This window comes from Rubrivivax gelatinosus (genome assembly GCF_004340905.1).
GTDB lineage: Bacteria > Pseudomonadota > Gammaproteobacteria > Burkholderiales > Burkholderiaceae_C > Rubrivivax > Rubrivivax gelatinosus.
The window spans coordinates 1-23648 of record NZ_SLXD01000002.1; the positions used below are offsets into that span (position 1 = coordinate 1).

Annotated in this window: 19 protein-coding genes; 7 read left to right on the forward strand and 12 right to left on the reverse strand. The window is 71.7% G+C overall.

The window, feature by feature from the left end; all coding sequences use genetic code 11:
• Positions 1 to 166: 166 nt before the first annotated feature.
• Positions 167 to 904, forward strand: a complete 738-nt coding sequence (gene phbB / locus EV684_RS03210) for an acetoacetyl-CoA reductase (protein ID WP_132644779.1) — start codon at positions 167 to 169, stop codon at positions 902 to 904.
• Between the two features lie 78 nt (positions 905 to 982).
• On the opposite strand, the gene EV684_RS03215 is transcribed toward phbB, so the two are convergent.
• The 6 genes from EV684_RS03215 to map all read right to left on the reverse strand — a co-directional run bounded on the left by EV684_RS03215 (position 983) and on the right by map (position 7281).
• Positions 983 to 1591: a YitT family protein gene (locus tag EV684_RS03215; protein WP_132644780.1), complete on the reverse strand. Its 609-nt coding sequence runs from the start codon at positions 1589 to 1591 to the stop codon at positions 983 to 985.
• A gap of 17 nt (positions 1592 to 1608) precedes the next feature.
• Positions 1609 to 1827, reverse strand: coding sequence for a DUF2788 domain-containing protein (locus EV684_RS03220; protein WP_132644781.1), 219 nt, complete (start codon positions 1825 to 1827; stop codon positions 1609 to 1611).
• The gene (locus EV684_RS03225; protein WP_132644782.1) at positions 1828 to 2616 is read right to left on the reverse strand and encodes a DUF2189 domain-containing protein; all 789 of its coding nucleotides are present in this window, start codon (positions 2614 to 2616) and stop codon (positions 1828 to 1830) included.
• An 83-nt stretch (positions 2617 to 2699) separates the two neighbouring features.
• On the reverse strand, positions 2700 to 3779 hold the full coding sequence (gene mnmH, locus EV684_RS03230; protein WP_132644783.1) for a tRNA 2-selenouridine(34) synthase MnmH: 1080 nt from the start codon (positions 3777 to 3779) through the stop codon (positions 2700 to 2702).
• A 37-nt stretch (positions 3780 to 3816) separates the two neighbouring features.
• Positions 3817 to 6438, reverse strand: coding sequence for a [protein-PII] uridylyltransferase (locus tag EV684_RS03235; RefSeq protein WP_132644784.1), 2622 nt, complete (start codon positions 6436 to 6438; stop codon positions 3817 to 3819).
• Positions 6439 to 6441: 3 nt separating this feature from the next.
• The gene (map, locus tag EV684_RS03240) at positions 6442 to 7281 is read right to left on the reverse strand and encodes a type I methionyl aminopeptidase (RefSeq protein ID WP_132644785.1); all 840 of its coding nucleotides are present in this window, start codon (positions 7279 to 7281) and stop codon (positions 6442 to 6444) included.
• 40 nt (positions 7282 to 7321) lie between these two features.
• Here map and purL point away from each other — a divergent pair, with 40 nt between their 5' ends.
• Positions 7322 to 11302, forward strand: a complete 3981-nt coding sequence (purL, locus tag EV684_RS03245; protein WP_132644786.1) for a phosphoribosylformylglycinamidine synthase — start codon at positions 7322 to 7324, stop codon at positions 11300 to 11302.
• Between the two features lie 174 nt (positions 11303 to 11476).
• The gene (locus EV684_RS03250; protein ID WP_132644787.1) at positions 11477 to 13084 is read left to right on the forward strand and encodes an ATP-binding cassette domain-containing protein; all 1608 of its coding nucleotides are present in this window, start codon (positions 11477 to 11479) and stop codon (positions 13082 to 13084) included.
• Between the two features lie 60 nt (positions 13085 to 13144).
• Here the strand turns inward: EV684_RS03250 and EV684_RS03255 are convergent, their stop codons facing one another.
• Positions 13145 to 14089, reverse strand: coding sequence for a Tim44 domain-containing protein (locus EV684_RS03255; protein ID WP_132644788.1), 945 nt, complete (start codon positions 14087 to 14089; stop codon positions 13145 to 13147).
• 163 nt (positions 14090 to 14252) lie between these two features.
• Here EV684_RS03255 and EV684_RS03260 point away from each other — a divergent pair, with 163 nt between their 5' ends.
• Complete coding sequence (locus EV684_RS03260) at positions 14253 to 14735, forward strand: DUF456 domain-containing protein (protein ID WP_132644789.1); 483 nt, start codon at positions 14253 to 14255, stop codon at positions 14733 to 14735.
• 16 nt (positions 14736 to 14751) lie between these two features.
• Here the strand turns inward: EV684_RS03260 and EV684_RS03265 are convergent, their stop codons facing one another.
• Positions 14752 to 15552 carry a YdcF family protein gene (locus EV684_RS03265; protein WP_132644790.1) on the reverse strand — a complete coding sequence of 267 codons (801 nt, stop codon included), beginning with the start codon at positions 15550 to 15552 and terminating at the stop codon, positions 14752 to 14754.
• Positions 15553 to 15656: 104 nt separating this feature from the next.
• Between EV684_RS03265 and EV684_RS03270 the strand changes: the two genes are divergently transcribed.
• Entirely contained in the window at positions 15657 to 19196 is a 3540-nt protein-coding gene (locus EV684_RS03270) for a DUF748 domain-containing protein (protein WP_242478690.1), read from the forward strand.
• Here EV684_RS03270 and EV684_RS03275 read toward each other — a convergent pair.
• On the reverse strand, positions 19193 to 20098 hold the full coding sequence (locus tag EV684_RS03275) for a LysR family transcriptional regulator (protein WP_132644792.1): 906 nt from the start codon (positions 20096 to 20098) through the stop codon (positions 19193 to 19195). The genes EV684_RS03270 and EV684_RS03275 overlap by 4 nt on opposite strands.
• An 86-nt stretch (positions 20099 to 20184) precedes the next feature.
• Between EV684_RS03275 and EV684_RS03280 the strand changes: the two genes are divergently transcribed.
• Positions 20185 to 20964, forward strand: a complete 780-nt coding sequence (locus EV684_RS03280) for an NAD(P)H-dependent oxidoreductase (protein WP_132644793.1) — start codon at positions 20185 to 20187, stop codon at positions 20962 to 20964.
• 1 nt (position 20965) lies between these two features.
• On the opposite strand, the gene EV684_RS03285 is transcribed toward EV684_RS03280, so the two are convergent.
• Complete coding sequence (locus EV684_RS03285) at positions 20966 to 22159, reverse strand: acyl-CoA dehydrogenase (RefSeq protein ID WP_132644794.1); 1194 nt, start codon at positions 22157 to 22159, stop codon at positions 20966 to 20968.
• Between the two features lie 86 nt (positions 22160 to 22245).
• On the opposite strand from EV684_RS03285, the gene msrA reads away from it, so the two are divergent.
• Entirely contained in the window at positions 22246 to 22776 is a 531-nt protein-coding gene (gene msrA, locus EV684_RS03290) for a peptide-methionine (S)-S-oxide reductase MsrA (RefSeq protein WP_132645196.1), read from the forward strand.
• A gap of 6 nt (positions 22777 to 22782) precedes the next feature.
• On the opposite strand, the gene EV684_RS03295 is transcribed toward msrA, so the two are convergent.
• Both EV684_RS03295 and EV684_RS03300 read right to left on the reverse strand, forming a co-directional pair.
• On the reverse strand, positions 22783 to 23151 hold the full coding sequence (locus tag EV684_RS03295; RefSeq protein ID WP_132644795.1) for a hypothetical protein: 369 nt from the start codon (positions 23149 to 23151) through the stop codon (positions 22783 to 22785).
• Complete coding sequence (locus EV684_RS03300; protein WP_242478691.1) at positions 23148 to 23561, reverse strand: hypothetical protein; 414 nt, start codon at positions 23559 to 23561, stop codon at positions 23148 to 23150. Before EV684_RS03300 ends, EV684_RS03295 begins: the two co-directional genes overlap by 4 nt.
• Positions 23562 to 23648: the final 87 nt, after the last annotated feature.

Below are 23648 nucleotides of genomic sequence, written 5' to 3' on the forward strand. Positions count from 1 at the left end.
TTCATCGCCATCAGCGTCTCCTCGTGAGCGGTGCTGCCAGCGTAGAAGTTCACTGGCTCACTGCGTGAGACTGCTGAGGCACGTTGCTAATCAGGAGTGTCGTTGCCGATGGCACGCGCTTGCGCGGCCGGCCAGGATTGGGCTGAACACTTCCAGGAGACAAGTCATGGCAAAGAAGGTTGCGTACGTCACGGGCGGCATGGGCGGCATCGGCACAGCGATCTGCCAGCGGCTGGTGCGCGAGGGCTTCAAGGTCATCGCCGGCTGCGGTCCCAACCGCGACTTCCGCCGCTGGCTCGACGAGCAGACCGCGCTGGGTTACGAGTTCCACGCGTCGGTGGGCAACGTCGCCGACTGGGATTCGACGGTCGAGGCTTTCGGCAAGGCCAAGGCCGAGCATGGGCCGATCGACGTGCTGGTCAACAACGCCGGCATCACGCGCGACCGCATGTTCCTGAAGATGTCGCCCGAGGACTGGCACGCCGTCATCGACACCAACCTGAACAGCATGTTCAACGTGACCAAGCAGGTGGTGCCCGAGATGGTGGAACGCGGCTGGGGTCGCATCATCCAGATCAGCTCGGTCAATGGCGAGAAGGGCCAGGCCGGGCAGACCAACTACTCGGCGGCCAAGGCCGGCATGCACGGTTTCACGATGGCGCTGGCGCAGGAGCTCGCGGCCAAGGGCGTGACGGTCAACACCGTCAGCCCGGGCTACATCGGCACCGACATGATCCGGGCGATCAAGCCCGAGATCCTGGAGAAGATCGTCGCGACGATTCCCGTCAAGCGCCTGGGCACGCCCGAGGAGATCGGCTCCGTCGTCGCCTGGCTGGCGGGGCCGGACTCGGGGTTCACGACCGGCGCCGACTTCTCGTGCAACGGCGGGCTGCACATGGGTTGAGCTTCGCTCAACCCATGGCGAGGTCCGTTGCGCTCCCCGGGGCCCCCGCCGGAAGGGGGCTCCAGTCAGATCGTCGTTTCAGACGGCCGCGTAGCGGCCGGGGCGGTGGTTGACGGCCAGCGAGAAGTTCAGCGCGACGGCGCCGATGACCGACAGCACCAGCTGCCACCCGCCGACCCAGGGGATCGCGGTCAGCAGGATCGCGATGTCCAGCGCCATCTGGATCTTGCCGGCGCGCCAGCCGCGTTTTTCCTGCAGCCACAGCACCAGCACGTTGATGCCGCCCAGGCTGGCCTTGTGGCGGAACAGGATCAGCAGGCCCGTGCCCATCAGCAGGCCGCCGCCGATGGCCGCGAACAGCGGCTCGACCGACTGCAGCACCACCCAGTGCGGCAGCAGCTCGGACAGCAGCGACAGCAGCGCCACCGCGCAGAAGGTCTTGATCGTGAAGCGTGCGCCCATGCGCTTCCAGGCCAGCCAGTAGAACGGCAGGTTCAGCACGAAGAAGGCCGCACCGAAGGACACCTGGGTCGCGTAGTGCAGCACGAAGGCCATGCCGGCCGTGCCGCCGGTCAGCATGCCGGCGTGGCGGAACATCACCAGTGCCAGCGCCACGAACAGCGCGCCGGTGACGACGCCTTGCACGTCCTCGAACAGGGTGTGCTGCTGGATCGGAAGGGCCGTCATGGGGGGCGTGGTCGTGCTCACTCGCCGACCCCGTGCAGGAAGTACTTGATCAAGCCCTTGGCGGCGAAGCCGACGAGGCCGAAACCCAGGGCCAGGAAGAGCACGAAGGCGCCGAACTTGCCCGCCTTCGATTCGCGTGCGAGCTGGAAGATGATGAAGACCATGTAGAGCATGAAGGCGCTGACGCCGAAGGTCAGGCCGAACTGCGCGATCTGCTCTTCCGTGAAACCGAACATTCAGGGAAGCTCCGACATCCCGGTGGTGTCCACCAGGTCACGATAGGCATGCCAGCTGGCGTGAGCGAGCCAGGGCACGACGACGACGAGACCGACCAGCGCCAGCGCCATGCCGATCGCCGTCAGCACGAGGATCAGCGCCGCCCAGATCGCCAGCGGCAGCGGATCCTGCATCACGGCGCGCCAACTGGTCAGCACCGCGGCCAGCACACCGGTGTCGCGGTCCAGCAGCAGCGGGATCGAGACGACGGTCGACGCGAACAGCGGCGCCGCCAGCGCCCCGCCCAGCACCAGCCAGCTCTCGAACAGCCAGGAGTCCCTGGCCAGCACGACGTGCACCAGGAAGTCCCGCGGGCCGTCGATCGGCTGCGGCGCGAAGCCCACGATCAGCGAGCCCGAGGTCAGGACCCAGCCGGTGCCCGCGAATGCCAGCAGCAGCCCGAAGACCACGAGCCGGCCGTCGCGTGGTTTCCAGACGGCCAGCGATTCGGCCACGCTGAGCACGCGCCCGCGCTGCAGCGCGCGGCTGACGGCGTAGAGGCCGGTCGCCAGGATCGGCGCGACCAGCAGGAAGCCGCTGAATGCGCCGGCAATGAGCCAGAAGCGCTGGTTCGACAAGGCCAGCAGCAGCGCGCCGAAGGCCGCGGCCGCCAGGCCGTGCACCAGCCCGGGCGCAGGGTTGCGGACGAGGTCGCTCCAGCCGCGCGCCAGCCAGCCCAGCGGGCGCAGTGCCGGGATCTCCCGGACGCCGAAACGACGCGATTCCTCGAGTGCGGTGCTGTGGCGCATGGTCTTCGCTCCAGGGATGGCGACGCCTCCCGGTATAGCGGCCATCGTCTGCACGACCATCGGGGAAATCGCCTTGGCCGCGATCACGGCAAGACTCCTTCCGGCGCCGTCCATGGCGCCAGCGCCTGCGCCGCGCGTGCCAGCGTCGGCGCCTCGCCGTCGTCCAGCAGCACCGGCACGGCCTGCTCGAAGCGCTCGAAGTTGCGTGCCGTCGAGCGTGCGTAGATCGGGTCGTAGTGCTCGGCCAGCAGCTCGCGCACCAGCGTCGGGAACTCGCCGGCGCGCGCCAGCGCCTGCCAGCGTTCGACGGTGGCCGTGCCGCGCAGCTCGCGCAGGCGCGCCAGCAGCGCGCACAGCGCCTCGGCGTCGTCGACGAGATGGGCGTAGTCCTCGATCAGCAGGCGCACGCGGGCCTCGGTGGGCATCTGCACCGCCAGGCAGGCTGCGGCGCGCAGCTGTGCCAGCAGGCTCTCGGGCACGCGCAGGCGGCCGATCGTGCGGCTCTCGGCCTCGACGAACACGGGGCGCGCCGGATCGAAGGCGCGCAGTACCTGCCAGATGCGGGTTTCGAAGGCCTTCTGCGACGGTTGTGCCTGGTCGGGCAGGGGGCCCAGCACCGAACCGCGGTGCGCGGCCAGCGCCTCCAGGTCCAGCACCTGGGCGCCGGCGGCGACCAGCGCGCCCAGCAGCCGGCTCTTGCCCGAGCCGGTCGGGCCGGCGACGACCTGCAGCGTGAACCGGGCCGGCAGCGTCTCGAGTTCAGCGACGACGGCGCGGCGGAACTCGCGGTAGCCGCCTTCGAGTACGGTGACCGAGAAGCCGATCTGGTCGAGCACCAGCGCCAGCGCGCCCGAACGGTGGCCGCCGCGCCAGCAGTAGATCAGCGGCCGCCACTCGCGATCCTTGTCGAGCAGCTCGCGCTCGACGTGGCCGGCGACGTTGCGTGCGACCAGGATCGCGCCGCGTTTGCGCGCCGCGAAGGGCGAGACCTGCTTGTACTCGGTGCCGATGCTGGCGCGTTCGGCGTCGTTCAGCGATGGCCAGTTGACGGCGCCGGGCAGGCGGTCCTCGGCGTGCTCGCTCTCGCTGCGAGCGTCGACGATGGCGCTGAACTGGTCCAGCCGGGCGATGGCCTCGGCGGCGCTGATGCGGCGCAGGCTCACGGCGGGCTCGCCCGGCCGGCGGCGTCGTGGCGGCCTGTCATGCCGGGGCCGCGACCGCGTCGAGCAGCTCGCTCTCGATCTGCAGCTGCGTGCGCGGCTGCTGCAGCGCCGGGCCGTCGACGAGGAAGGTGTCTTCCACGCGTTCGCCCAGCGTCGTGATCTTGGCGAGCTGCAGGTTGATGTGGTGGCGCCCCAGGACACGGGCGATGGCGTACAGCAGGCCCGAGCGGTCGCTGGCGGTGACCGTCAGCAGCCAGCGCTGGGCGCGTTCATCCGGTGCCAGCGTGACCCGCGGCACGACGGGGAACGAGCGCACGCGGCGCGAGACGCGGCCCTGGCTGGGCTGGGGCAGCGGGCCGTCGGAGGCGAGCGCCGCCGTGGCCTGGGTCTCGACCAGCGCGATCAGGTCGCGGTAGGCCGCCGGGCTCGTGTCGGCCAGCCGCGTGCTGACGACCTGGAAGGTGTCGAGCGCGTAGCCGGCGCGCGTGGTGTGGATCTTGGCGTCCAGGATGCTGAAGCCCGCGCCGTCGAAGTAGCCGCAGATGCGCGCGAACAGGTCCTGCCGGTCGGGCGAATAGACCAGCACCTGCAGGCCGTCGCCGACCGAGGACGGCCGCGCGCGCACCACCGGCTCGCGCGTCTCGATGTGGCGCCACAGCGAGCGTGCGTGCCAGGCGATGTCGGCGGCTTCGTGGCGCGCGAAGTAGCTGACCTCCAGCGTGCGCCACAGCGGCTCCTCGGTGCCGGGCAGCGCGGTGTGCAGCGCCAGGATCTGCCGCGCCTCGTGCATGCGGGCCTCGATCTCGGCGTCGATGTTGGGGTGCGAGCCGCCCAGTGCCCGCAGCGTCAGGCGGAACAGGTCCTCCAGCAGCTTGCCCTTCCAGGCGTTCCAGACGCGCGGGCTGGTGCCGCGGATGTCGGCCACCGTCAGCAGGTACAGGCCGATCAGCTGGCGCTCGTTGCCGACCAGGCGCGCGAACGAGGCGATGACCTCGCTGTCCGACAGGTCCTCCTTCTGCGCGATGCGGCTCATCGTCAGGTGGTGGCGAACGAGGAACTCGACGAGCTGCGTGTCGGCGCGCGACAGGCCGTGGTCGCGGCAGAAACGCCGCACCTCGACCGCCCCCAGCTCGGAATGGTCGCCGCCGCGGCCCTTGGCCACGTCGTGGAACAGCGCCGCGACGTAGAGCAGCTCCGGGTGGTCCCAGTGCGCGGCCAGCCGGCTGCAGAACGGGTACTCGTGCGCGTGCTCCGGGATGAAGAAGCGGCGCACGTTGCGCAGCACCATCAGGATGTGCTGGTCCACGGTGTAGACGTGGAACAGGTCGTGCTGCATGCGCCCGACGATGCGCCGGAACACCCACAGGTAGCGGCCGAGCACCGACGTCGAGTTCAGCAGCCGGAAGGCGTGTGTCAGCCCGGTGGGCTGGCGCAGGATCTGCATGAACAGCGCCCGGTTCCTCGGGTCGCGCCGGAAGCGCCCGTCCATCACGCTGCGCGAGTTGTAGAGCGCGCGCAGCGTGCGCGAGGACAGCCCCTGGATGCCGGGCTCCTGCGCGAAGACGAGGAAGGTCTCGAGGATCGCGTCCGGGTGTTCCAGGTACAGATCGTCGCGCGCGACTTCCAGCATGCCGGCGCGGTCGAGGAAACGCTCGCTGATCGGGCGGCCCGGCGCGGCCTCCGACCCGTTGACACGCTCCTCGATGTTCATCATCAGGATCTGGTTGAGCTGCGCCACCGCCTTGGCCGCCCAGTAGTAGCGGTGCATCAGCACCTCGGAGCTGCGCTGGCCCTTGGTCGGGTGGTAGCCGAAGCTCTCGGCCACGGCGGTCTGCAGGTCGAAGACGAGGCGGTCCTCGCGCCGCCCGGCGACGACGTGCAGCCGGGCGCGGATCAGCTTCAGCGTGCCTTCATGGCGCGCCAGCTGCGAGGCCTCGAACGGCGTCACCAGTCCCTTGGCGGCGAGTTCGCCCCAGGTTCGGCCCAGGCCGGCCGCACGGGCCACCCAAATGACGACCTGCAGGTCGCGCAGCCCGCCGGGGCTTTCCTTGCAGTTGGGCTCCAGCGAGTACGGCGTGCCTTCGTACTTCACGTGGCGCTGCTGCATCTCCAGCGTCTTGGCGCGCAGGAAGGCCGGGGCGTCGACGGCCTGCGTCGTCGCGTCGCGCAAACCGTTGTAGAGCTTGCGTGCGCCGCAGATCAGGCGCGACTCGAGCAGCGCCGTCTGCACCGTGACGTCGCGCCGGGCTTCCTGCAGGCATTCGTCGAGCGTGCGCACCGACGAGCCGATCTCCAGGCCGATGTCCCAGCAGGCGGTGATGAAACCTTCGACCGCGGCACGCAACGCGTCGCCGCCGGCGGCGTCGGCCGGCAGCAGCACCAGCACGTCGATGTCGGAGCAAGGAAACAGCTCGCCGCGCCCGTAGCCGCCCACGGCCACCAGCGCCGCGCCGGGTGGCATGCCCGCGTGGGTCCACAGGTCGGCCAGCGTCGCGTCGACGTGGCGGGCCAGCGCCTTCAGCAGCTGACGCGCGGCGGTGCTCGTCGGGCGGGAGCTGCGGAAGTGGCCGACGATCGCGGCCTTGCCGTCACGGAATCGCGCACGCAGCGCGGCGACGCTGCCCGGAGCACGGGCCGGCGCTTCGGGCAGCGCGGACATCGTTCAGCCGGCGGCGGCGGTGGCCGCGGTGACGAAGGCCGGCGGCGGCGGGCTGCCGGCCGACAGCGTCAGCACTTCGTAGCCGCTGTCGGTGACGAGCACGGTGTGCTCCCATTGCGCCGACAGCGAACGGTCACGCGTGACGATGGTCCAGCCGTCGTAGGGGCGGTTGCCCTTGCGGTCTTCCTTGATCTCGCGCCGGCCGGCGTTGATCATCGGCTCGATCGTGAAGATCATGCCCGGCTGCAGCTCTTCCAGCGTGCCCGGGCGACCGTAGTGCAGCACCTGCGGCTCCTCGTGGAAGCGGCGGCCGACGCCGTGGCCGCAGAACTCGCGCACGATCGAGAAGCCGGCGTTCTCGGCGAAGGTCTGGATCGCGTGGCCGATGTCGCCCAGGCGCGCACCGGGGCGCACCTTGACGATGCCCTTCCACATCGCCTCGTAGGTGATCTGCACCAGGCGCCGGGCGGCGATCGTGCCTTCGCCGATCACGTACATGCGGCTGTTGTCGCCGTGAAAGCCGTCCTTGATGATCGTGACGTCGATGTTGAGGATGTCGCCGTTCTTCAGCGGCCGCTCGTCGGGGATGCCGTGGCAGACGACGTCGTTGAGCGAGGTGCACAGCGAGGCCGGGTAGGGCGGATAGCCCGGCGGCTGGTAGTTCAGCGTCGCCGGCACGCCGCCCTGCACGTTGACCATGTAGTCGTGCGCCAGACGGTCGATCTCCTTGGTCGTGATGCCGGCGCGCACGTGCGGCGTCAGCATGTCCAGCACTTCGGACGCCAGGCGGCAGGCCTGGCGCATCGCCGCGATCTCTTCGGCGTTCTTGATCACAATCGTCATCCCCCGGATTATCCCATCGGCCCCCGTAAAATCCCGGTCCATGGCTTCTTCCGCCCCGCAACTACTGCACTACGAGGGCGGCAACGCGCTCTCCCCGTTCCGGTCCCGCTCGCTGCTCGCGCGGCTGCAGTCGGCCTGTCCGCGCATCAGCGCCGTTGCCGCCCGCCACGTCCACTGGGCCGCGTTCGACGCCGAGCCCGACGCGGCGACGCGTGAACGGCTGGCCGCGCTGCTGGCCGTCGGCGACCCCTACGACGGCCCCGCCGACGGCGAGCTCGTCGTCGTGATGCCGCGCCTGGGCACCGTCAGCCCCTGGGCCAGCAAGGCGACCGACATCGCCCACAACTGCGGCCTGGCCGTGCACCGCGTCGAGCGGGTCACCGAGTACCGGCTGGCGGTCAAGGGCGGCTTCTTCGGCGGCGCCAGGCCGCTGGCCGACGAGGAACGTGCCGCGGTGGCCGCCGTGCTGCACGACCGCATGACCGAGAGCGTGGCCTTCGAACGCGGCGCGGCAGCGCACCTGTTCGACGCCCAGGCCGCCGAGCCGCTGGCCCACGTCGACGTGCTCGGCCACGGCCGCGAGGCGCTGGTGCAGGCCAATGTCGAGTTCGGCCTGGCGCTGTCGGCCGACGAGATCGACTACCTCGTCGATGCCTTCGGCAAGCTCGGCCGCAACCCGAGCGACGTCGAGCTGATGATGTTCGCCCAGGCCAACAGCGAGCACTGCCGGCACAAGATCTTCAACGCCGAGTTCACGATCGACGGCCAGAAGCAGCCGCTGTCGATGTTCGGCATGATCCGCCACACCGAGAAGGTGTCGCCGCAGCACAGCATCGTCGCCTACAGCGACAACGCGGCGGTGATGGAAGGCGGCGCCATCGAGCGCTGGCTGCCGCTGGGCTGGACCGGCGCCCCGGTCTACGGCCCGCGTGCCGAGACCTCGCACGTGCTGATGAAGGTCGAGACGCACAACCACCCGACGGCGATCTCGCCGTTCCCGGGGGCGGCCACCGGCGCCGGCGGCGAGATCCGCGACGAAGGCGCGACCGGCCGCGGCGCCAAGCCCAAGGCGGGCCTCACCGGCTTCTCGGTCGGCAACCTGCGCCTGCCGGGCACCACCGAGCCCTGGGAGCGCGAGGACATCGGCCGCCCCGGCCATATCGCGAGTGCCCTGCAGATCATGACCGAGGGCCCGCTGGGCGGCGCCGCGTTCAACAACGAGTTCGGCCGGCCCAACCTGGGCGGCTACTTCCGCGTCTACGAGCAGACGGTGGCCGGCGTGCAGCGCGGCTACCACAAGCCGATCATGATCGCCGGCGGCATCGGCGCCATCGCCGACAGCCAGACGCACAAGCTGCCCTTCGGCGCCGGCACGCTGCTGGTGCAGCTCGGCGGCCCGGGCATGCGCATCGGCATGGGCGGCGGCGCCGCCAGCTCGATGGCCGCCGGCACCAACGCCGCGGCGCTCGATTTCGACTCGGTGCAGCGTGGCAACCCCGAGATCCAGCGCCGCGCGCAGGAGGTCATCAACCACTGCTGGGCGCTGGGCGAAGCCAACCCGATCGTCGCGATCCACGACGTCGGCGCCGGCGGCATCAGCAACGCCTTCCCCGAACTGGTCGACGGCGCCGGGCAGGGCGCCCGCTTCGACCTGCGCAAGGTGCCGCTGGAAGAGACCGGCCTGGCGCCCAAGGAGATCTGGTGCAACGAGAGCCAGGAGCGCTACGTCCTGGCCATCGCGCCCGACAAGCTCGAAGCCTTCGAGGCGATGTGCGTGCGCGAGCGCTGCCCCTTCGCCGTCGTCGGCGTCGCCACCGCCGAGCGTGAGCTGGTCGTCGAGGACGGCTGCGAAGCCGTCATCGACATGCCGATGGACGTGCTGCTGGGCAAGCCGCCGAAGATGCACCGCGACGTGACGCGCGTCGAACGCCGCGAAGCGCCGCTGGACCTGACCGGTGTGAAGCTGGAGCAGGTGGCGCTGGACGTGCTGCGCCACCCGACGGTCGCCAGCAAGCGTTTCCTGATCACGATCGGCGACCGCACCGTGGGCGGCCTGAGCCACCGCGACCAGATGGTCGGCCCCTGGCAGCTGCCGGTGGCCGACTGCGCTGTGACGCTGGCCGACTACGCCGGCTTCCGCGGCGAAGCCATGTCCATGGGCGAGCGCACGCCGCTGGCCGCGCTGGACGCGCCGGCCTCGGGCCGCATGGCCGTGGCCGAGGCCATCCTGAACCTGCTGGCCGCGCCGATCGAGCTGTCGCGCGTCAAGCTCAGCGCCAACTGGATGGCCGCCTGCGGCGAGCCCGGTGAAGACGCGGCGCTGTACGACACCGTCAAGGCCGTCGGCCTGGAGCTGTGCCCGGCGCTGGGCGTCGGCATCCCGGTCGGCAAGGACTCCTTGTCGATGAAAACGCGCTGGAGCGACGGCGGCGAGACGCGCCAGGTCACCGCGCCGGTGTCGCTGATCGCCAGCGCCTTCGCGACGCTGGACGACGTGCGCGGCACGCTGACGCCGCAGCTCCAGCAGGGGGACACCACGCTGCTGCTCGTCGACCTGGGCGGCGGCCAGAACCGCCTGGGCGGCTCGATGCTGGCCCAGGTGCTGGGCGGCTTCGGCGACCGCGTGCCTGACCTCGACGACCCGGCCCGCCTGAAGGCGCTGGTCGCCGCGATCAACGAGCTGCGCGCGGCCGGCACGCTGCTGGCCTATCACGACCGCAGCGACGGCGGCCTCTGGGCCGCGGTCTGCGAGATGGCCTTCGCCGGCCACGTCGGCGTCAGCCTGAACGTCGACATCCTGGTCACCGAAGGCGACGGCATCGCCGACAGCCGCGCCGACGTCGGCGACTCGAAGAACTGGGCCGCCCAGGTCGCCGAGCGCCGCAAGGAGCTGACGCTCAAGGCCTTGTTCAACGAGGAGCTCGGCGTCGTGCTGCAGGTGCCGCGTGAACAGCGCGACGCCGCGATCGCGGTGCTGCGCGCCCACGGCCTGTCCCGGGACACGCACGTCATCGGCAAGACCAACGAGCGCGGCGCGGTCGAGGTCTGGCGCGACACCCAGCTGCAGTTCGGCGCCCCGCTGGCGGACCTGCTGAAGCAGTGGGACGAGGTCAGCTGGCGCATCGCGCGCGAGCGCGACAACCCGGAGAGCGCCGACAGCGAACACGCCAGCGTCGCCGCGGCCGACGATCCGGGCCTGCATGTGCACCTGACGTTCGACCCGGCCGAAGACGTCGCCGCACCCTTCGTCAACGTCGCGCGGCCGAAGATCGCGATCCTGCGCGAGCAGGGCGTCAACTCGCACGTCGAGATGAGCTACGCGATGCACCAGGCGGGCTTCGACACCTACGACGTGCACATGAGCGACCTGCAGGCTGGGCGCGCGCGCCTCGACGGCTTCCAGGCCTTCGTCGCCTGCGGCGGCTTCAGCTACGGCGACACGCTGGGCGCCGGCGAAGGCTGGGCGCGCTCGATCCTGTTCAACCCGGTGCTGGAAGCGCAGTTCGCGGCCTTCTTCGCGCGGCCGGACACGATCGCGCTGGGCGTGTGCAACGGCTGCCAGATGCTGGCCGCGCTGTCGCCGATGATCCCGGGCGCCGAGCACTGGCCCAAGTTCACGCGCAACAAGAGCGAGCAGTTCGAGGCCCGGCTGTCGCTCGTCGAGGTGCTGGCGAGCCCCAGCGTCTTCTTCGAAGGCATGGCCGGCAGCCGCATTCCGATCGCCGTCGCGCACGGTGAAGGTTTCGCCGACTTCTCGCAGCGCGGTGACGCCGCCAAGGTGCTGCGTGCGATGCGTTTCGTCGACCACCGCGGCCGGCCGACCGAGGCCTATCCGGCCAACCCGAACGGCAGCCCCGACGGCCTGACCTCGGTGACCACCGCCGACGGCCGCTTCACCGCGCTGATGCCGCACCCGGAGCGTGTCTTCCGCAACGTCCAGATGAGCTGGACCTCGGGTGACAAGAGCGTGTTCAGCCCGTGGATGCGCATGTTCCGCAACGCGCGTCGTTCGCTGGGCTGAAGTCATGCGGGAGACTCGGCCGCCGTGCCGGTTCTCCCGCGCAGAATGCGTGCCGCCGGCTTGGCCGGCCTGAACCAGGAGTCCGCACCCATGCGCCATTGATGCCGCCGTCTGCATGACGGCTTTCGCCCCTCCGGATCACCGGAGGACCGAATGCATCGATCGGAGCCTGGAATGACGGATCCTCTGCTGGCGCTGGACGGCGTCGGTTTTCTGCTCGCCGACGGCCGGCCGCTGTTTGCCGACCTCCACGAAACCTTCGACCGCCGCCGCACCGGCCTCGTCGGCCGCAACGGCATCGGCAAGAGCGTGCTGGGCCGCTTGCTGGCCGGCGAACTCGTGCCGTCCAGCGGCCGGGTGCGCCGCCAGGGGCGGGTTTTCCGCCTCGCGCAGCAGCTCGCGCCGGCGCCCGGTGCGACGCTGGCGCAGCTTGCCGGCGTGCACGAGGCGCTGGCGGCGCTGCAGCGGCTCGAAGCCGGCGAGGGCGACGAACACGACCTGGCCCGACTCGCCGACCGCTGGGACCTGCGCCAGCGCCTGCAGGCCGAACTCGCATACGCCGGCCTGCCGGCCTTGCCGCCCGAGACGCCGGCGGCCACGCTCAGCGGCGGCCAGGCGATGCGTGCCGCGCTGGCCGGCGCCTGGCTCGCCGACGCCGACTTCCTGATCTTCGACGAGCCCAGCAACCACCTCGACCGCGAAGGTCGCCGGGCCTTGCTCGCGCAGTTGCTGCGCTGGCGCGGCGGCCTGCTCGTCATCAGCCACGACCGCGAGCTGCTGGAGACGATGGAGAGCCTCGTCGAGCTGTCGCCGCTGGGCCTGCAGCGCCACGGCGGCGGCTGGAGCTTCTACGTCGAACGCCGCGACGCGCAGCGAGCCCAGGCCGAAGCGGAGCTGGAGCGCCGCAAGCTCGAACGTCGCCAGACCGCCGCGCGGCTGCAGCGGGAAGCCGAGCGCCAGCAGCGCCGGCAGTCGCAGGCGCGCCAGGAGCGCGCCGACGGCAGCCAGCCCAGGTGCGTGCTCGACTTCCGCCAGGAGCGCAGCGAAGACAGCGCCGGCCGCATGCGCCAGCGCCACGAGGCGGTGCGCGCCGAGCTGGCCGGAGCGGTGCGGGTGGCTGCGAGCCGTGTCGCGGCCGACGTGGCCATCGTCGTGCCGCCGTTGCCGCCGGCGGTGCTGCCGCACGAGGTGCTGGCGTTCGACGGCGAGCTGCCGTTCGTCGCTGCGCCGCTGGCCCGGCTGCAGCTCAGGCTGCACGGCGTCGCCCGGCTGGCGGTCTGCGGTCCCAACGGCTGCGGCAAGTCGACGCTGCTGCAGGTGCTGGCCGGGCGTCTCGCGCCGCGGGCCGGGCGGGTGGAGCGCCCTGTCGTTCAGGCCTGGCTGGACCAGCGCCTGGCCGGCTTCGACGGCCCGGGCAGCGCGCTCGAACGCATTCAGGACGCCTGCCGGCAGAGGCCCGAGGCGGAGCTGCGCACCCGGCTGGCACAACTCGGCCTGGGCACGGCGACGCTGGCGACACCCTGCGACGCGCTGAGCGGCGGCGAACGCCTGAAGCTCGCGCTGGCCCGGGCGCTGCTGGCCGACGAGCCGGCGCGCCTGCTGCTGCTCGACGAACCCGGCAACCACCTGGACGTCGCCGCGCTCGAAGCGCTGGAAGCCATGCTGCGCAGCTGGCGCGGCGCGCTCGTCGTCGTCTCGCACGACGAGGCTTTCCTCGCGGCGCTGGCGCTCGACGAACGCCTGCAAGCCACGCCCGAGGGCTGGCAGCGGCGCCCGTTCTGAGCGCCGCACAAAAGAAAACCGGCCCCGCGGGGCCGGTTCATTGTCGAGGCGGGGAGTGCCTCAGGTCTTGGCCGCCATCTGCTCGATGCCGGCGATGGCCCAGCCGCGGCTGTCGTCTGCGAGCGGCTTGACCAGGTGCCAGACCTCGTCGAAGGCCACCGGCTCGGCGCCGGCTTCCTCGCGCACCTGGCCGACGTAGCGCACGCTGACGATCTGGCGACCGTCGTCCTCGGCGACGTCGACGACACGCGCGTCGACCTGGATCACGTCGGTGGTCTGGGGCGCGCTGCCACGTTCCTGGACGTCCATCTTCAGCTCGGCGAACATCTCCGGCGTCGTGAAACGGCGCAGGTCGTCCAGGTCCGAGGCGTCGTTGGCCGCCTGCAGGCGTACGAAGATCGTCTTCGCGGTGCGCTCGAAGCTCTCGCTGTCGAAGGCCGCCGGAACGAAGGCCGGCGCGAGCGTGCGCTCGGCCGTGGTGGCGGACGCCAGCGGGGCTGCGGAGGGCAACGGTGCCACCGGGGCCGGCGGCGGCGTCCAGTCGTTCGAGGCGGTGCGCATCGCGCCGACACCGGCAGCCGCCGGCGTGGCGGCCGGGCGTGGGCCGAAGCGGCGCAGCAGGAAGCGGATGACGAAGAACGCCACGATGGCCAGCAGCGCGATCGTCAGGAAGTTGGCGAACTCCGCCCCCAACCCAAGGTGGCTCATCAGGGCGGCCAGGCCCAGGCCGGCGGCGATGCCGGCGATCGGGCCCAGCCACGAGCGTTTGCCCGCGGCGGCAGCGGCGCCAGCGGCCGCGCCGGCCTGCGTCGGGGCGGCCTGGTTCGGCGCGGCCTGACCAGGCTGCGCCGGCTTGGCCGGCGTGGGTGCCGGGGCGGTGCGATCGGGCATGCTGCGCTGCATGCCGGAGGACTTGCCGCCGCCCATGCGTTTGGCTTCGCTGAGGTCAGGCGCGAGCGTGAGCGCGAGCGAAGCGGCGAGCGCGACGAGCCAGCCGGATTTCATCGGAGTGTTTCCTCTTGTGAGAACTGTCGAGGAGCCGAGTGTGCGCGAGGAGTGGCCCGGCTCCAAACGCGCAGGTCCAATCCCCCAGAGCCTGTCGGACAGCCCTTGAAAGCGGCGGGGCGTACCCCACGTGCCTGGCACTGCCTATTCCCGGAAGGTCCCGATGTCGATCGTTGTGCTGTGGGTGCTCGCCGTCCTGCTGATGCTCGTGGGCCTGGTGGGTACCGTGCTGCCGGTCCTGCCGGGCACGGCACTGGTGTTTGCCGGCGTGTGGCTGGGCGCCTGGATCGACGGCTACGAGCGGGTCGGCGTCTACACCGTCATCGTGCTCGGCCTGATGGCCGTGCTGGCCTGGGCGCTGGACTATGTCGCCGCCCTGATGGGCGCCAAACGTGTCGGCGCCAGCCCGCAGGCGCTGATCGGCGCGGCCATCGGCACCGTCGCCGGGCTGCTGGCGGGCTTCGTCGGCGTGCTCTTCATGCCTTTCGTCGGCGCCGCGGCCGGCGAATACCTGGCGCGGCGCGACGAGCAGCGTGCGATGCAGGTCGGCCTGGCCACCGGCCTGGGGCTGTTGCTGGGCATGGTCGCCAAGGTCGCCATCGCCTTCGCGATGGTGGGCGTGTTCGTCGTCGCCTGGCTGGTCTGAGGCTTGCGGACTCGGCTCAGGCGCCCGCCAGGCGCCCGAGCCATTCGTGCAGCGCCAGCCAGCTCTGGCGCAAGCCTTCCGGGCCCGGGACGAAGTCGCCTGGCCGGAGCTTTCCCGAGGGCCTCGCTCCGGTGGGGGCGGGGACGAGTTCGATCACCCGGCCTTCTCGGGCAGCGGCGCGTTCGAAGGCGCCCAGCGCGCGCCGCATGTGGAAGCCCTGCGTGACGAGCACGATTCGTTCGATGCCCGCGGGCCGCAGCATCTCCAGCGTGTAGCGTGCGTTCTCGCCGGTGTCACGCGACCGGCCTTCGGCCCAGCGCAGCGGCTGGCCCGCCTCGCGAGCTGCCAGCGCGGCGGCGTCGGCTTCGCTCGGCCCGGGCTCTGCGCCATGGCCCAGCCCGCCGCTGAACGCCAGCGGCAGCCCGGTGCGGCGCGCCAGCCACAGGCCGTAACGAAGTCGTTCCGCGGCCAGCGGCTTGAGCACCGGGCCGTCGTACTCGGGCGCGTGCGGCTGGCGTCCGGCCCCGAGCACCACGATGGCGGTGTGCGGCGCGTCGCGCAGCGCCTGCAGCTGGCGCGCCGACAGCGGCGCCGGCGGATCCGTCAGCTGAATCGTCAGCCATTGGCCGGCCGCCGGGGTCGACAGCGCCCAGAGCCCGCCCAGGCCTGCCAGCAGCGGCAGCCAGCCCAGCGCACGCCGGCGCAGCATCAGCGCGCCGACGAGGATCAGCAGCAGGAGCGGCAGCGGCGGCAGCAGCAGCGTCGACAGTGCCGGCTTCCAGGACTCGATGCCGAGGGTCAGCAGGAGGTCGTTCATGCGGTCGGATCGGGGGGGCAGGGCGGCATTGTGGCGGCGTGTGCCTGCGGCATCATCGCCGGATGCCTGCGAGACAGACGAGAACGACGACGGGGAGCCGGGGGTTGCGCATCGCGGCCATCCTGGCGGGGGTGGCGGTCCTGGTGGCCCTGGTGGCGTGGATCGTGGTGCCGCGTGTCGTGCGCACCCAGATCGAGGAGCACGGCGCAGCGCTGCTGGGCCGTGGCCTGCACGTCGAGCAGGTCGCCTTCTCGCCGCTGACGCTGACGCTGGAACTGCGCGGCCTGGTGCTCGACGCTGCCGCCGATGACACCGAGCGCAGCCCGCAGGCGCGCGTGGAACGCGTCGCGGTGAACCTGTCGCTGCGCTCGCTGTTCGCCGGCCTGCCGGTCGTCGAGGCGCTGGAACTGGATGCGCCGACACTGCGCCTGGCGCGCACCGGCCCGGGACGCTACGACGTCGACGACCTGGTCGCGCGCTTCACCGCGCCGGCGCCTCCCGGGGCGGCGCCGGCGCGTTTCGCGCTCTACAACCTGCGCGTGCAGGGCGGCCGCCTGGACTTCGACGACCGCCCCGAGGGCCGTCGCCACACGCTGGACATGATCGAGGCCGGGCTGCCCTTCGTCTCCAACGTGCCCGAGCAGGTCGAGCTGCACGTCGAGCCCAGCCTGTCGCTGCGGCTGGACGGCAGCGCGCTGCGTCTGGCGGGCCGCACACGCCCCTTCGCCGCCGACCGCGAGAGCACGCTGAAGCTGGAGCTGCCGGCGCTGTCGCTGGACGGCCTGTGGCCCTACCTGCCGCGGTCGCTGCCGCTGCGCGGGCAGGGCGGGGTGCTCTCGGGCAGCGTCGACCTGCGTTTCGCCCAGCCGCCGGGGCGCCCTGCGCAGCTCGTGCTGAGCGGCGACGTCAGGCTGTCCAGCATCGCGCTGCGGCGCCCCGACGGCGAGCCGCTGGTGGCCTGGAAGACGCTGGCCGTCGTGGCCGACGAAGTGCGTCCGCTCGAACAGCTCGCCGCCCTGCGCTCGGTGACGCTGGAGTCCGCGGTGCTGAACCTGCGTCGCGACCGTGCGGGCCGGCTGGAGCTGGCCGCGTTCAGCGCCCCGGCCCAGGAGCCGGCCGGCCCGGCCTGGCGCTGGAGTCTGGGTGGCGCCGAAGTGCGGACGTCGACGCTGCGCTGGGACGACGCGTCGGTCCAGCCTGCCGCGGCGCTGGAGGCGCGCGAGCTGTCGCTGCAGATCGGCCGCCTGGCGAGCACCGAGCCGGCCAGGACGGCGCCGGTCTCGGCCCGCCTGGTGCTGGCCGCGCCGGTCGACCGAGGCGCGGTGCTCGGTCGCCTGAAGCTCGACGGCCAGGCGGGCCTCGCCGCGGCGGCGCTCGGCGTCGAGTTCGACGCGCTGGAGCTGGCCGCCGGCGCGCCCTATCTGCGCACGGTGCTGGCCGAGACGCCCAGCGGGCGGCTGAACGGTCGCGCCGAACTCGCCTGGGCGGCGGGAGAGCCGGGGCGACTTGCGCTGACGCTGCCGCACGCGGCGCTCGAGGACCTGCGCTGGGGCCGCCAGCGACTGGCGGCGTTGACGCTGGGCGGCGTCAGCGCCGACCTCGTCGGGCGCCGGCTCGTGGTCGACACGCTCACCCTCGATCGACCGCAGCTCGACCTGTCGCGCGACGCGGCAGGCCGATGGAACCTGCTGGCCATGCTGAAACCGGCCGCACCCGCACCCGCACCCGCACCCGCACCGACGTCCGGCGCCGGCCCCGCCTGGCAGGCGGCGCTGAAGGCGCTGTCGGTCACCGACGGTTCGCTGCATCTGGCCGACGCCGCGACTCCGGCGCCGGTCGGTTTCGGCCTGCAGGCGCTGACGCTGAAAGCCGGTGAGCTGCAATGGCCGGCGGGCAAACGCCCGGCCTCGCTGGAACTGTCGCTGAACCTCGTGCCCGACCACGCGCCGGGCACGCCGGCGGCGCCACCGGGCCGGCTGCAGGCCCAGGGCACGCTGGTGTTGCAGCCGCTGGCCTGGCGCGGCCGGGTCAGCCTCGCACGGCTGCCGCTGCAGGTGGCCGAGCCCTACTGGCGCGAGCGCCTGCCGGTACTGGTGCGCCGAGCCGAGCTCGGCTGGCGTGGCGACACCGAGTTCCGCCTGCTGGACGCCGGCCCGGCGCTGTCGCTGCGCGGCAATGCGATGCTGGCCGACCTGCGTGTGCTGGCGCGCGACGACGACGACGAGGCGGGCGACGAACTGCTGGCCTGGCAATCGCTGCGCGTCGAGTCGCTGGCGGCGTCGATGGCGCCGGGCGAGCCGACGCGGCTGGCCACCGGTCCGGTGCGGCTGTCGCGGTTCTTCTCGCGCCTGGTCGTCACGCCGCAGGGCCGGTTGAACCTGCAGGACGTGCGAGGCGGCGACTCGCCGCCGCCGGCCGCGGCGGCCAGCGCCCCGGCCGCCGCGCCGTCGGCGCCGCTGGAGCTGGACATCGCCGGCATCGAGTTCGTCGACGGCCGTGTCGACTTCCGCGACCGTTTCATCCAGCCCAACTACTCGGCCTCGCTGAGCGAGCTGAACGGCCGCCTCGGCCGGCTGCGCTCGGGCACCCGCGAGATGGCGACGCTGGAGATCACCGGCCGCGCCGCCGACACCGCGGCGCTGGAGGTGCGGGGTGCGCTGAACCCGACGGCCGACCCGCTGGCGCTGGACATCGCCGCCAAGGCCAGCGGGCTGGAGCTGGCGCCACTGTCGCCCTACGCCGGCAAGTACGCCGGTTATGCGATCGAACGCGGCAAGCTCGGCATGGATGTCGCCTACCGTGTCGACGCCGACGGTCGGCTCGAGGCCCGCAACCGCATCGTGCTGAACCAGCTGGCTTTCGGCGACCCGGTCGACAGCCCCGTGGCCACCCAGCTGCCGGTGCGCCTGGCGCTGGCGCTGCTGGCCGACCGCAACGGCGTCATCGACGTCGACCTGCCGATCAGCGGCTCGATCAACGACCCCGAGTTCAGCGTCTTCGGACTGGTGCTGAAGGTCATCGGCAACCTGCTGGTCAAGGCCGTGACCTCGCCTTTCGCGCTGCTCTCCGGCGGCGGCGGCGACGAGACCGGCGCCGTCGAGTTCCTGCCCGGCACGGCGACGCTGGCACCGTCGGCCGAGACCGCGCTGGACCGCATCGCCCAGGCGCTGAAGGACCGCCCGGCGCTGCAGACCACGGTGGCCGGCGCCGCCGACGCGCAGGCCGAACACGACGCGATCCAGGCCGCGGCGCTGGAAGAGCGTTTGCGCAGCGAGCAGGCGCGCGAACGGGCCCGTTCGCGCGGCGTCGGCCCCGGTGCCGCTGCGCCGGCCCCCGAGGAGCGCGAACGCACTCTGCGCCGGCTCTACGCCGACACGCGGCTGCCGGACAAACCGCGCAGCCTGATCGGCCTGGCCAAGGACATCCCGCCCGCGGAGATGGAGACGCGGCTGAAGGCCGCGGTGACGGTCGACGCCGACCTCGCGCGTGACCTGGCGCTGCGCCGCGGCGTCGCGGTGCGCGAGGCGCTGGTCGCACGCGGTCTGCCCGCCGAACGCCTGTTCCTCGCCGCGCCCAGGCTCGACGCCGCCGAAGGGCAGGCCGGCTGGACGCCGAAGGTCGAGCTGTCTCTGGAGATGCCCTAGTCGGCCGCCACCGCGATGGCGACCTGCTCACGCAACCAGTGATGCGCCGGGTCGCGGTGCAGGCGCTCGTGCCAGAGCATCAGCATCTCGAAACCCGGCAGCTCGACCGGCGGCTCGGCGACCTGCAGCGTGCCGCCCGGCCGCACCTGGCGCGCCGGCAGCATCGCCACCAGGTCGCTGGCCGCCAGCGCGGCTTCCAGGAACAGGAAGTGCGGCACCGACAGCACGACGCGCCGGACCAGCCCTCGGGCGGCCAGAACCTGGTCGGTCGCGCCCAGGAAGCCGCCGCCGTCGGGCGAGACGATCGCGTGCTCCAGAGCGCAGAACTCGGCCAGCGTCGGGCGCTGCTTCAGCGCCGGGTGGCCGGCGCGGGCGACGAGCACGTAACGTTCGTGGAACAGCGGCCGGCGGCGCAACTCGGGCGGCGCCAGTTCGGCGGCGTGGAAGGCGAGATCGAGTTCACCTTGTTCCAGCTGGCGCGCGAGCGCCGGCGGCTTCAGTTCCAGCACCGCGAGACGCGTGCCCGGCGCCGCGGCGCGCAGCCGGGCCAGCGCCGGCAGCACGATCGTCGAGGCGCCGTAGTCGGTGGCCGCGACGCGCCAGGTGTTCGTGGCGTGCGCCGGGTCGAAGGCCGCCGAAGGCGCGATCGCCTGGCCGAGCGCGGCCAGCGCCGCGTGCAGCGGCACACGCAGCTCCTGTGCGCGTGCCGTGGGACGCATGCCGCGTGGGCCGGGCAGCAGCAGCGGGTCGGCAAAGGCCTCGCGCAGCTTGGCGAGCTGCACGCTGACCGCCGGCTGCGACAGATGCAGGCGCGCGGCGGCGCGTGTCACGTTGTGCTCGGCGAGCAGGGCGTCGAGCGTGACCAGCAGGTTCAGGTCCAAACGCCTCAGGCTATCTTCCATGGCTATACCAGGCGTCATTGCAATTCATTTCCAATATACGCCCGGCCTGCCTATCGTGCGTCGCATCCTCCGATGGAAAACGACGCATGAAAGTCCTGATCGTCTACGCCCACCCCGAGCCGCGTTCGCTGAACGGCGCGCTGAAGGATTTCGCCGTGCAGCGCCTGCAGAGCGCCGGCCACGAAGTCCAGGTCTCCGACCTGTACGCGATGCGCTGGAAAGCGGCGCTCGACGCCGACGACGACCGCGCCCACCCGCCCGGCGCGCGTTTCGACGCCTCGGCCAACTCCAAGCGTGCGTTCGACACCGGCAGCCAGAGCGCCGACATCGAAGCCGAGCAGGCTAGGCTGCGCTGGGCCGACGCCGTGATCCTGCAGTTCCCGCTGTGGTGGTTCTCGATGCCGGCGATCCTCAAGGGCTGGGTCGACCGGGTCTACGCCTGCGGTTTTGCCTACGGCGTCGGCGAGCACTCGGACAGCCACTGGGGCGACCGCTACGGCGAAGGCACGCTGGCCGGCAAACGCGCGATGCTGGTCGTGACGACCGGCGGCTGGGCTTCGCACTACGCGCCGCGTGGCATCAACGGGCCGATCGACGACCTGCTGTTCCCGATCCAGCACGGCATCCTGTTCTACCCAGGCTTCGAGGTGCTGCCGCCGCATGTGATCTACCGCAGCGGCCGCATTGACGAGGCCGGCTTCGCGCGTGCCAGCGAAGCTCTGGGCGAGCGCCTGGACGCGCTGTGGACCACCGAGCCGATCGCCTTTCGGCGCCAGAACTTCGGCGACTACCGCATCCCGGAGCTGGAACTGCGGCCCGAGCTCGCGCCGGGCGAGTCGGGCCTGGGCATCCACGTCCGCCGCTGACTCAGAAGAAGGCCTGCAGCCCCGTCTGCGCGCGGCCCAGGATCAGCGCATGCACGTCGTGTGTGCCCTCGTAGGTGTTCACCGTCTCGAGGTTGATCATGTGGCGGATGACGTGGAACTCGTCGTGGATGCCGTTGCCGCCGTGCATGTCGCGCGCCATACGGGCGATGTCCAGCGCCTTGCCGCAGCTGTTGCGCTTGATCAGGCTGATCATCTCCGGTGCCGCCTGGCCTTCGTCGATCAGCCGGCCGACGCGCAGGCAGCCCTGAAGGCCCAGCGTGATCTCGGTCTGCATGTCGGCGAGCTTCTTCTGGATCAGCTGGTTCTGCGCCAGCGGCCGGCCGAACTGCTTGCGCTCCAGCGTGTAGCGGCGTGCGGCGTGCCAGCAGAACTCGGCCGCGCCCAGCGCGCCCCAGGCGATGCCGTAGCGCGCCTTGTTCAGGCAGCCGAACGGGCCCTTGAGGCCGGCGACGCCGGGCAGCTTGTTCTCGGCCGGCACGAAGACCTGGTCCATCACGATCTCGCCGGTGATCGAGGCGCGCAAGCTCATCTTGCCTTCGATCTTCGGCGCCGTGAGGCCCTTCATGCCCTTGTCGAGGATGTAGCCGCGGATCGCCTCCTGGCCGCCGGCACGGCCTTCGGCGTCGGTCTCCTTGGCCCAGACGACGAAGACGTCGGCGATCGGGCTGTTGGTGATCCACATCTTGGCGCCGCTGAGCACGTAGCCGCCGTCGACCGGGCGGGCGCGGGTGGCCATGCTCGCCGGGTCGCTGCCGTGGTCGGGTTCGGTCAGGCCGAAGCAGCCGATCCACTCGCCGGTTGCGAGCCTGGGCAGGTACTTCTGCCGCTGTTCCTCGCTGCCGTAGGCGTGGATCGGGTGCATGACGAGCGAGCTCTGCACGCTCATCGCGCTGCGGTAGCCCGAGTCGACACGCTCGACCTCACGCGCCACCAGCCCGTAGCTGACGTGGTTCAGGCCGGCGCAGCCATAGCCATCGATGGTGCAGCCGAGCAGGCCCAGCGCACCCATCTCGGACATGATCTCGCGGTCGAAACGTTCCTCGCGCGCCGCGCTCAGCACGCGCGGCTGGAGCTTGTCCTGACAGTAGTCGCGCGCCGCGTCGCGCACCGCACGTTCGTCCTCGGCGAGTTGCTGGTCGAGCAGAAAAGGGTCATCCCACTGGAAGCGCTGCATGTGTCCTCGTCTCCGGATAATCCAGCCCGCAGTGTAAGGACCGGGCCGTGGCGGCCCGTCACGGCGGCGACAAGGAGCTTGCAAAGATGGCGGTGCAGACGATCACGCTGGGCGGTGGCTGCTTCTGGTGCGTCGAGGCGGTGTACGAACTGGTCGACGGCGTGCTCGGCGTCGAGTCGGGTTACAGCAACGGCCAGCTGCGCCAGCCGAGCTACGAGCAGGTCTGCGAAGGGCGCACCGGCCACGCCGAGGTCGTGCGCGTGCGTTTCGACGACGAGCGCATCCCGCTGCGCGAGATCCTGGAGATCTTCTTCACCGTGCACGATCCGACGACGCGCGACCGCCAGGGCAACGACGTCGGCCCGCAGTACCGCTCGGCGATCTACTGGCACACGCCGGAGCAGGAAGCGGTGGTGCGCGAAGTGCACGCCGAGGCCGACCGGGCGCTGGGCGGGCGTGTCGTCACCGAGCTCGCGCGCGAAGACAACTACTGGCCGGCAGAGGCCTACCACCAGCACTACTTCGCGCAGCACCCGCAGCAGGGCTACTGCGCCTGGGTCATCGCGCCGAAGGTCGAGAAGTTCCGCAAGACCTTCCGCGAACGCGTGCGCGGCTGAGCGCGCTCAGCGCGGCAGGCCGGTCGTGCAGAGGAAGTCGGTCTCGGGCTGGCCGTAGGGAAACAGCGTCGCCAGGCTGCCGCGCAACAGCGGCACCAGTTCCGGCTTGCCGACCGAGCCCAGCGCGGCGAACACCGTGCCGCGCAGCAGCCACAGGTCCGAAGGCTGCTCGGCGGCGCGGATCTGGCGCCGGATCCAGTCGCCTTGGGAGCCGTCCAGTTCTTCGGCGGCGACCAGGAAGTCGTGTTTCGTGGTGACGAAGGCGCGGCGTGCGGTCAGCCGCGCCAGGCGCGGGCCGGCCAGCCCGATGGCGCCGACCACCGGGTGCACCGGCAGGCGCGGACGCTCGACGGCGTGCAGGGATGGGCGGTTCACAGCGGCATCAGGCGCGAACGGCCGCGCTTCGGAAAATACTGGTTCAGCCCGGCCAGGCGATGCTCGGCTTCGGACTGGCTGTGGTGGAGCGCGACGACTCGGTAGATCTCGGCGCGCAAGTGCCAGAGTTCACGCAGCGTGCGGGCCTGCTGGATGCGTTCGGCGAGCTGATGCACCTCGCGGCCCTGCAGGTCCAGCAGGGCGTCGACGAAGGCCTGGCGGGCCACCGGGAGCTGGCTCAGCGGCGGGGCCGCGTCCAGCGCGGCCGGCGCGGTGAGCCAGAAGACGAACCGGTCCCAGGCGGCCGTCGGCGCGGTGCGCAGCGACGGCGGCGGCACCGGCACGCGGCCGAAGCCGACGGTGTCGGCGTGTCGGGAGACGCTGTAGGGTGACATGCTGGAACTGGTCATGAACGTGATATCGGCCACGGATGGCACGGCTTAAGCGCATTGTGGTGAGCCGGGCAACGCGTTAAGGCCCGAACAAAGGCCCCGAAG

What these genes read in the sequence shown, in the direction of transcription:
- EV684_RS03215 (WP_132644780.1), bottom strand. Translation starts at nt 1,591, where the DNA reads ATGACGGCCCTTCCGATCCAGCAGCACACCCTGTTCGAGGACGTGCAA.
- EV684_RS03285 (WP_132644794.1), bottom strand. Translation starts at nt 22,159, where the DNA reads ATGCAGCGCTTCCAGTGGGATGACCCTTTTCTGCTCGACCAGCAACTC.
- phbB (WP_132644779.1), top strand. Translation starts at nt 167, where the DNA reads ATGGCAAAGAAGGTTGCGTACGTCACGGGCGGCATGGGCGGCATCGGC.
- EV684_RS03275 (WP_132644792.1), bottom strand. Translation starts at nt 20,098, where the DNA reads ATGGAAGATAGCCTGAGGCGTTTGGACCTGAACCTGCTGGTCACGCTC.
- msrA (WP_132645196.1), top strand. Translation starts at nt 22,246, where the DNA reads ATGGCGGTGCAGACGATCACGCTGGGCGGTGGCTGCTTCTGGTGCGTC.
- EV684_RS03260 (WP_132644789.1), top strand. Translation starts at nt 14,253, where the DNA reads ATGTCGATCGTTGTGCTGTGGGTGCTCGCCGTCCTGCTGATGCTCGTG.
- EV684_RS03220 (WP_132644781.1), bottom strand. Translation starts at nt 1,827, where the DNA reads ATGTTCGGTTTCACGGAAGAGCAGATCGCGCAGTTCGGCCTGACCTTC.
- map (WP_132644785.1), bottom strand. Translation starts at nt 7,281, where the DNA reads ATGACGATTGTGATCAAGAACGCCGAAGAGATCGCGGCGATGCGCCAG.
- EV684_RS03255 (WP_132644788.1), bottom strand. Translation starts at nt 14,089, where the DNA reads ATGAAATCCGGCTGGCTCGTCGCGCTCGCCGCTTCGCTCGCGCTCACG.
- EV684_RS03225 (WP_132644782.1), bottom strand. Translation starts at nt 2,616, where the DNA reads ATGCGCCACAGCACCGCACTCGAGGAATCGCGTCGTTTCGGCGTCCGG.
- EV684_RS03300 (WP_242478691.1), bottom strand. Translation starts at nt 23,561, where the DNA reads ATGACCAGTTCCAGCATGTCACCCTACAGCGTCTCCCGACACGCCGAC.
- purL (WP_132644786.1), top strand. Translation starts at nt 7,322, where the DNA reads ATGGCTTCTTCCGCCCCGCAACTACTGCACTACGAGGGCGGCAACGCG.
- EV684_RS03250 (WP_132644787.1), top strand. Translation starts at nt 11,477, where the DNA reads ATGACGGATCCTCTGCTGGCGCTGGACGGCGTCGGTTTTCTGCTCGCC.
- EV684_RS03235 (WP_132644784.1), bottom strand. Translation starts at nt 6,438, where the DNA reads ATGTCCGCGCTGCCCGAAGCGCCGGCCCGTGCTCCGGGCAGCGTCGCC.
- EV684_RS03280 (WP_132644793.1), top strand. Translation starts at nt 20,185, where the DNA reads ATGAAAGTCCTGATCGTCTACGCCCACCCCGAGCCGCGTTCGCTGAAC.
- EV684_RS03265 (WP_132644790.1), bottom strand. Translation starts at nt 15,552, where the DNA reads ATGAACGACCTCCTGCTGACCCTCGGCATCGAGTCCTGGAAGCCGGCA.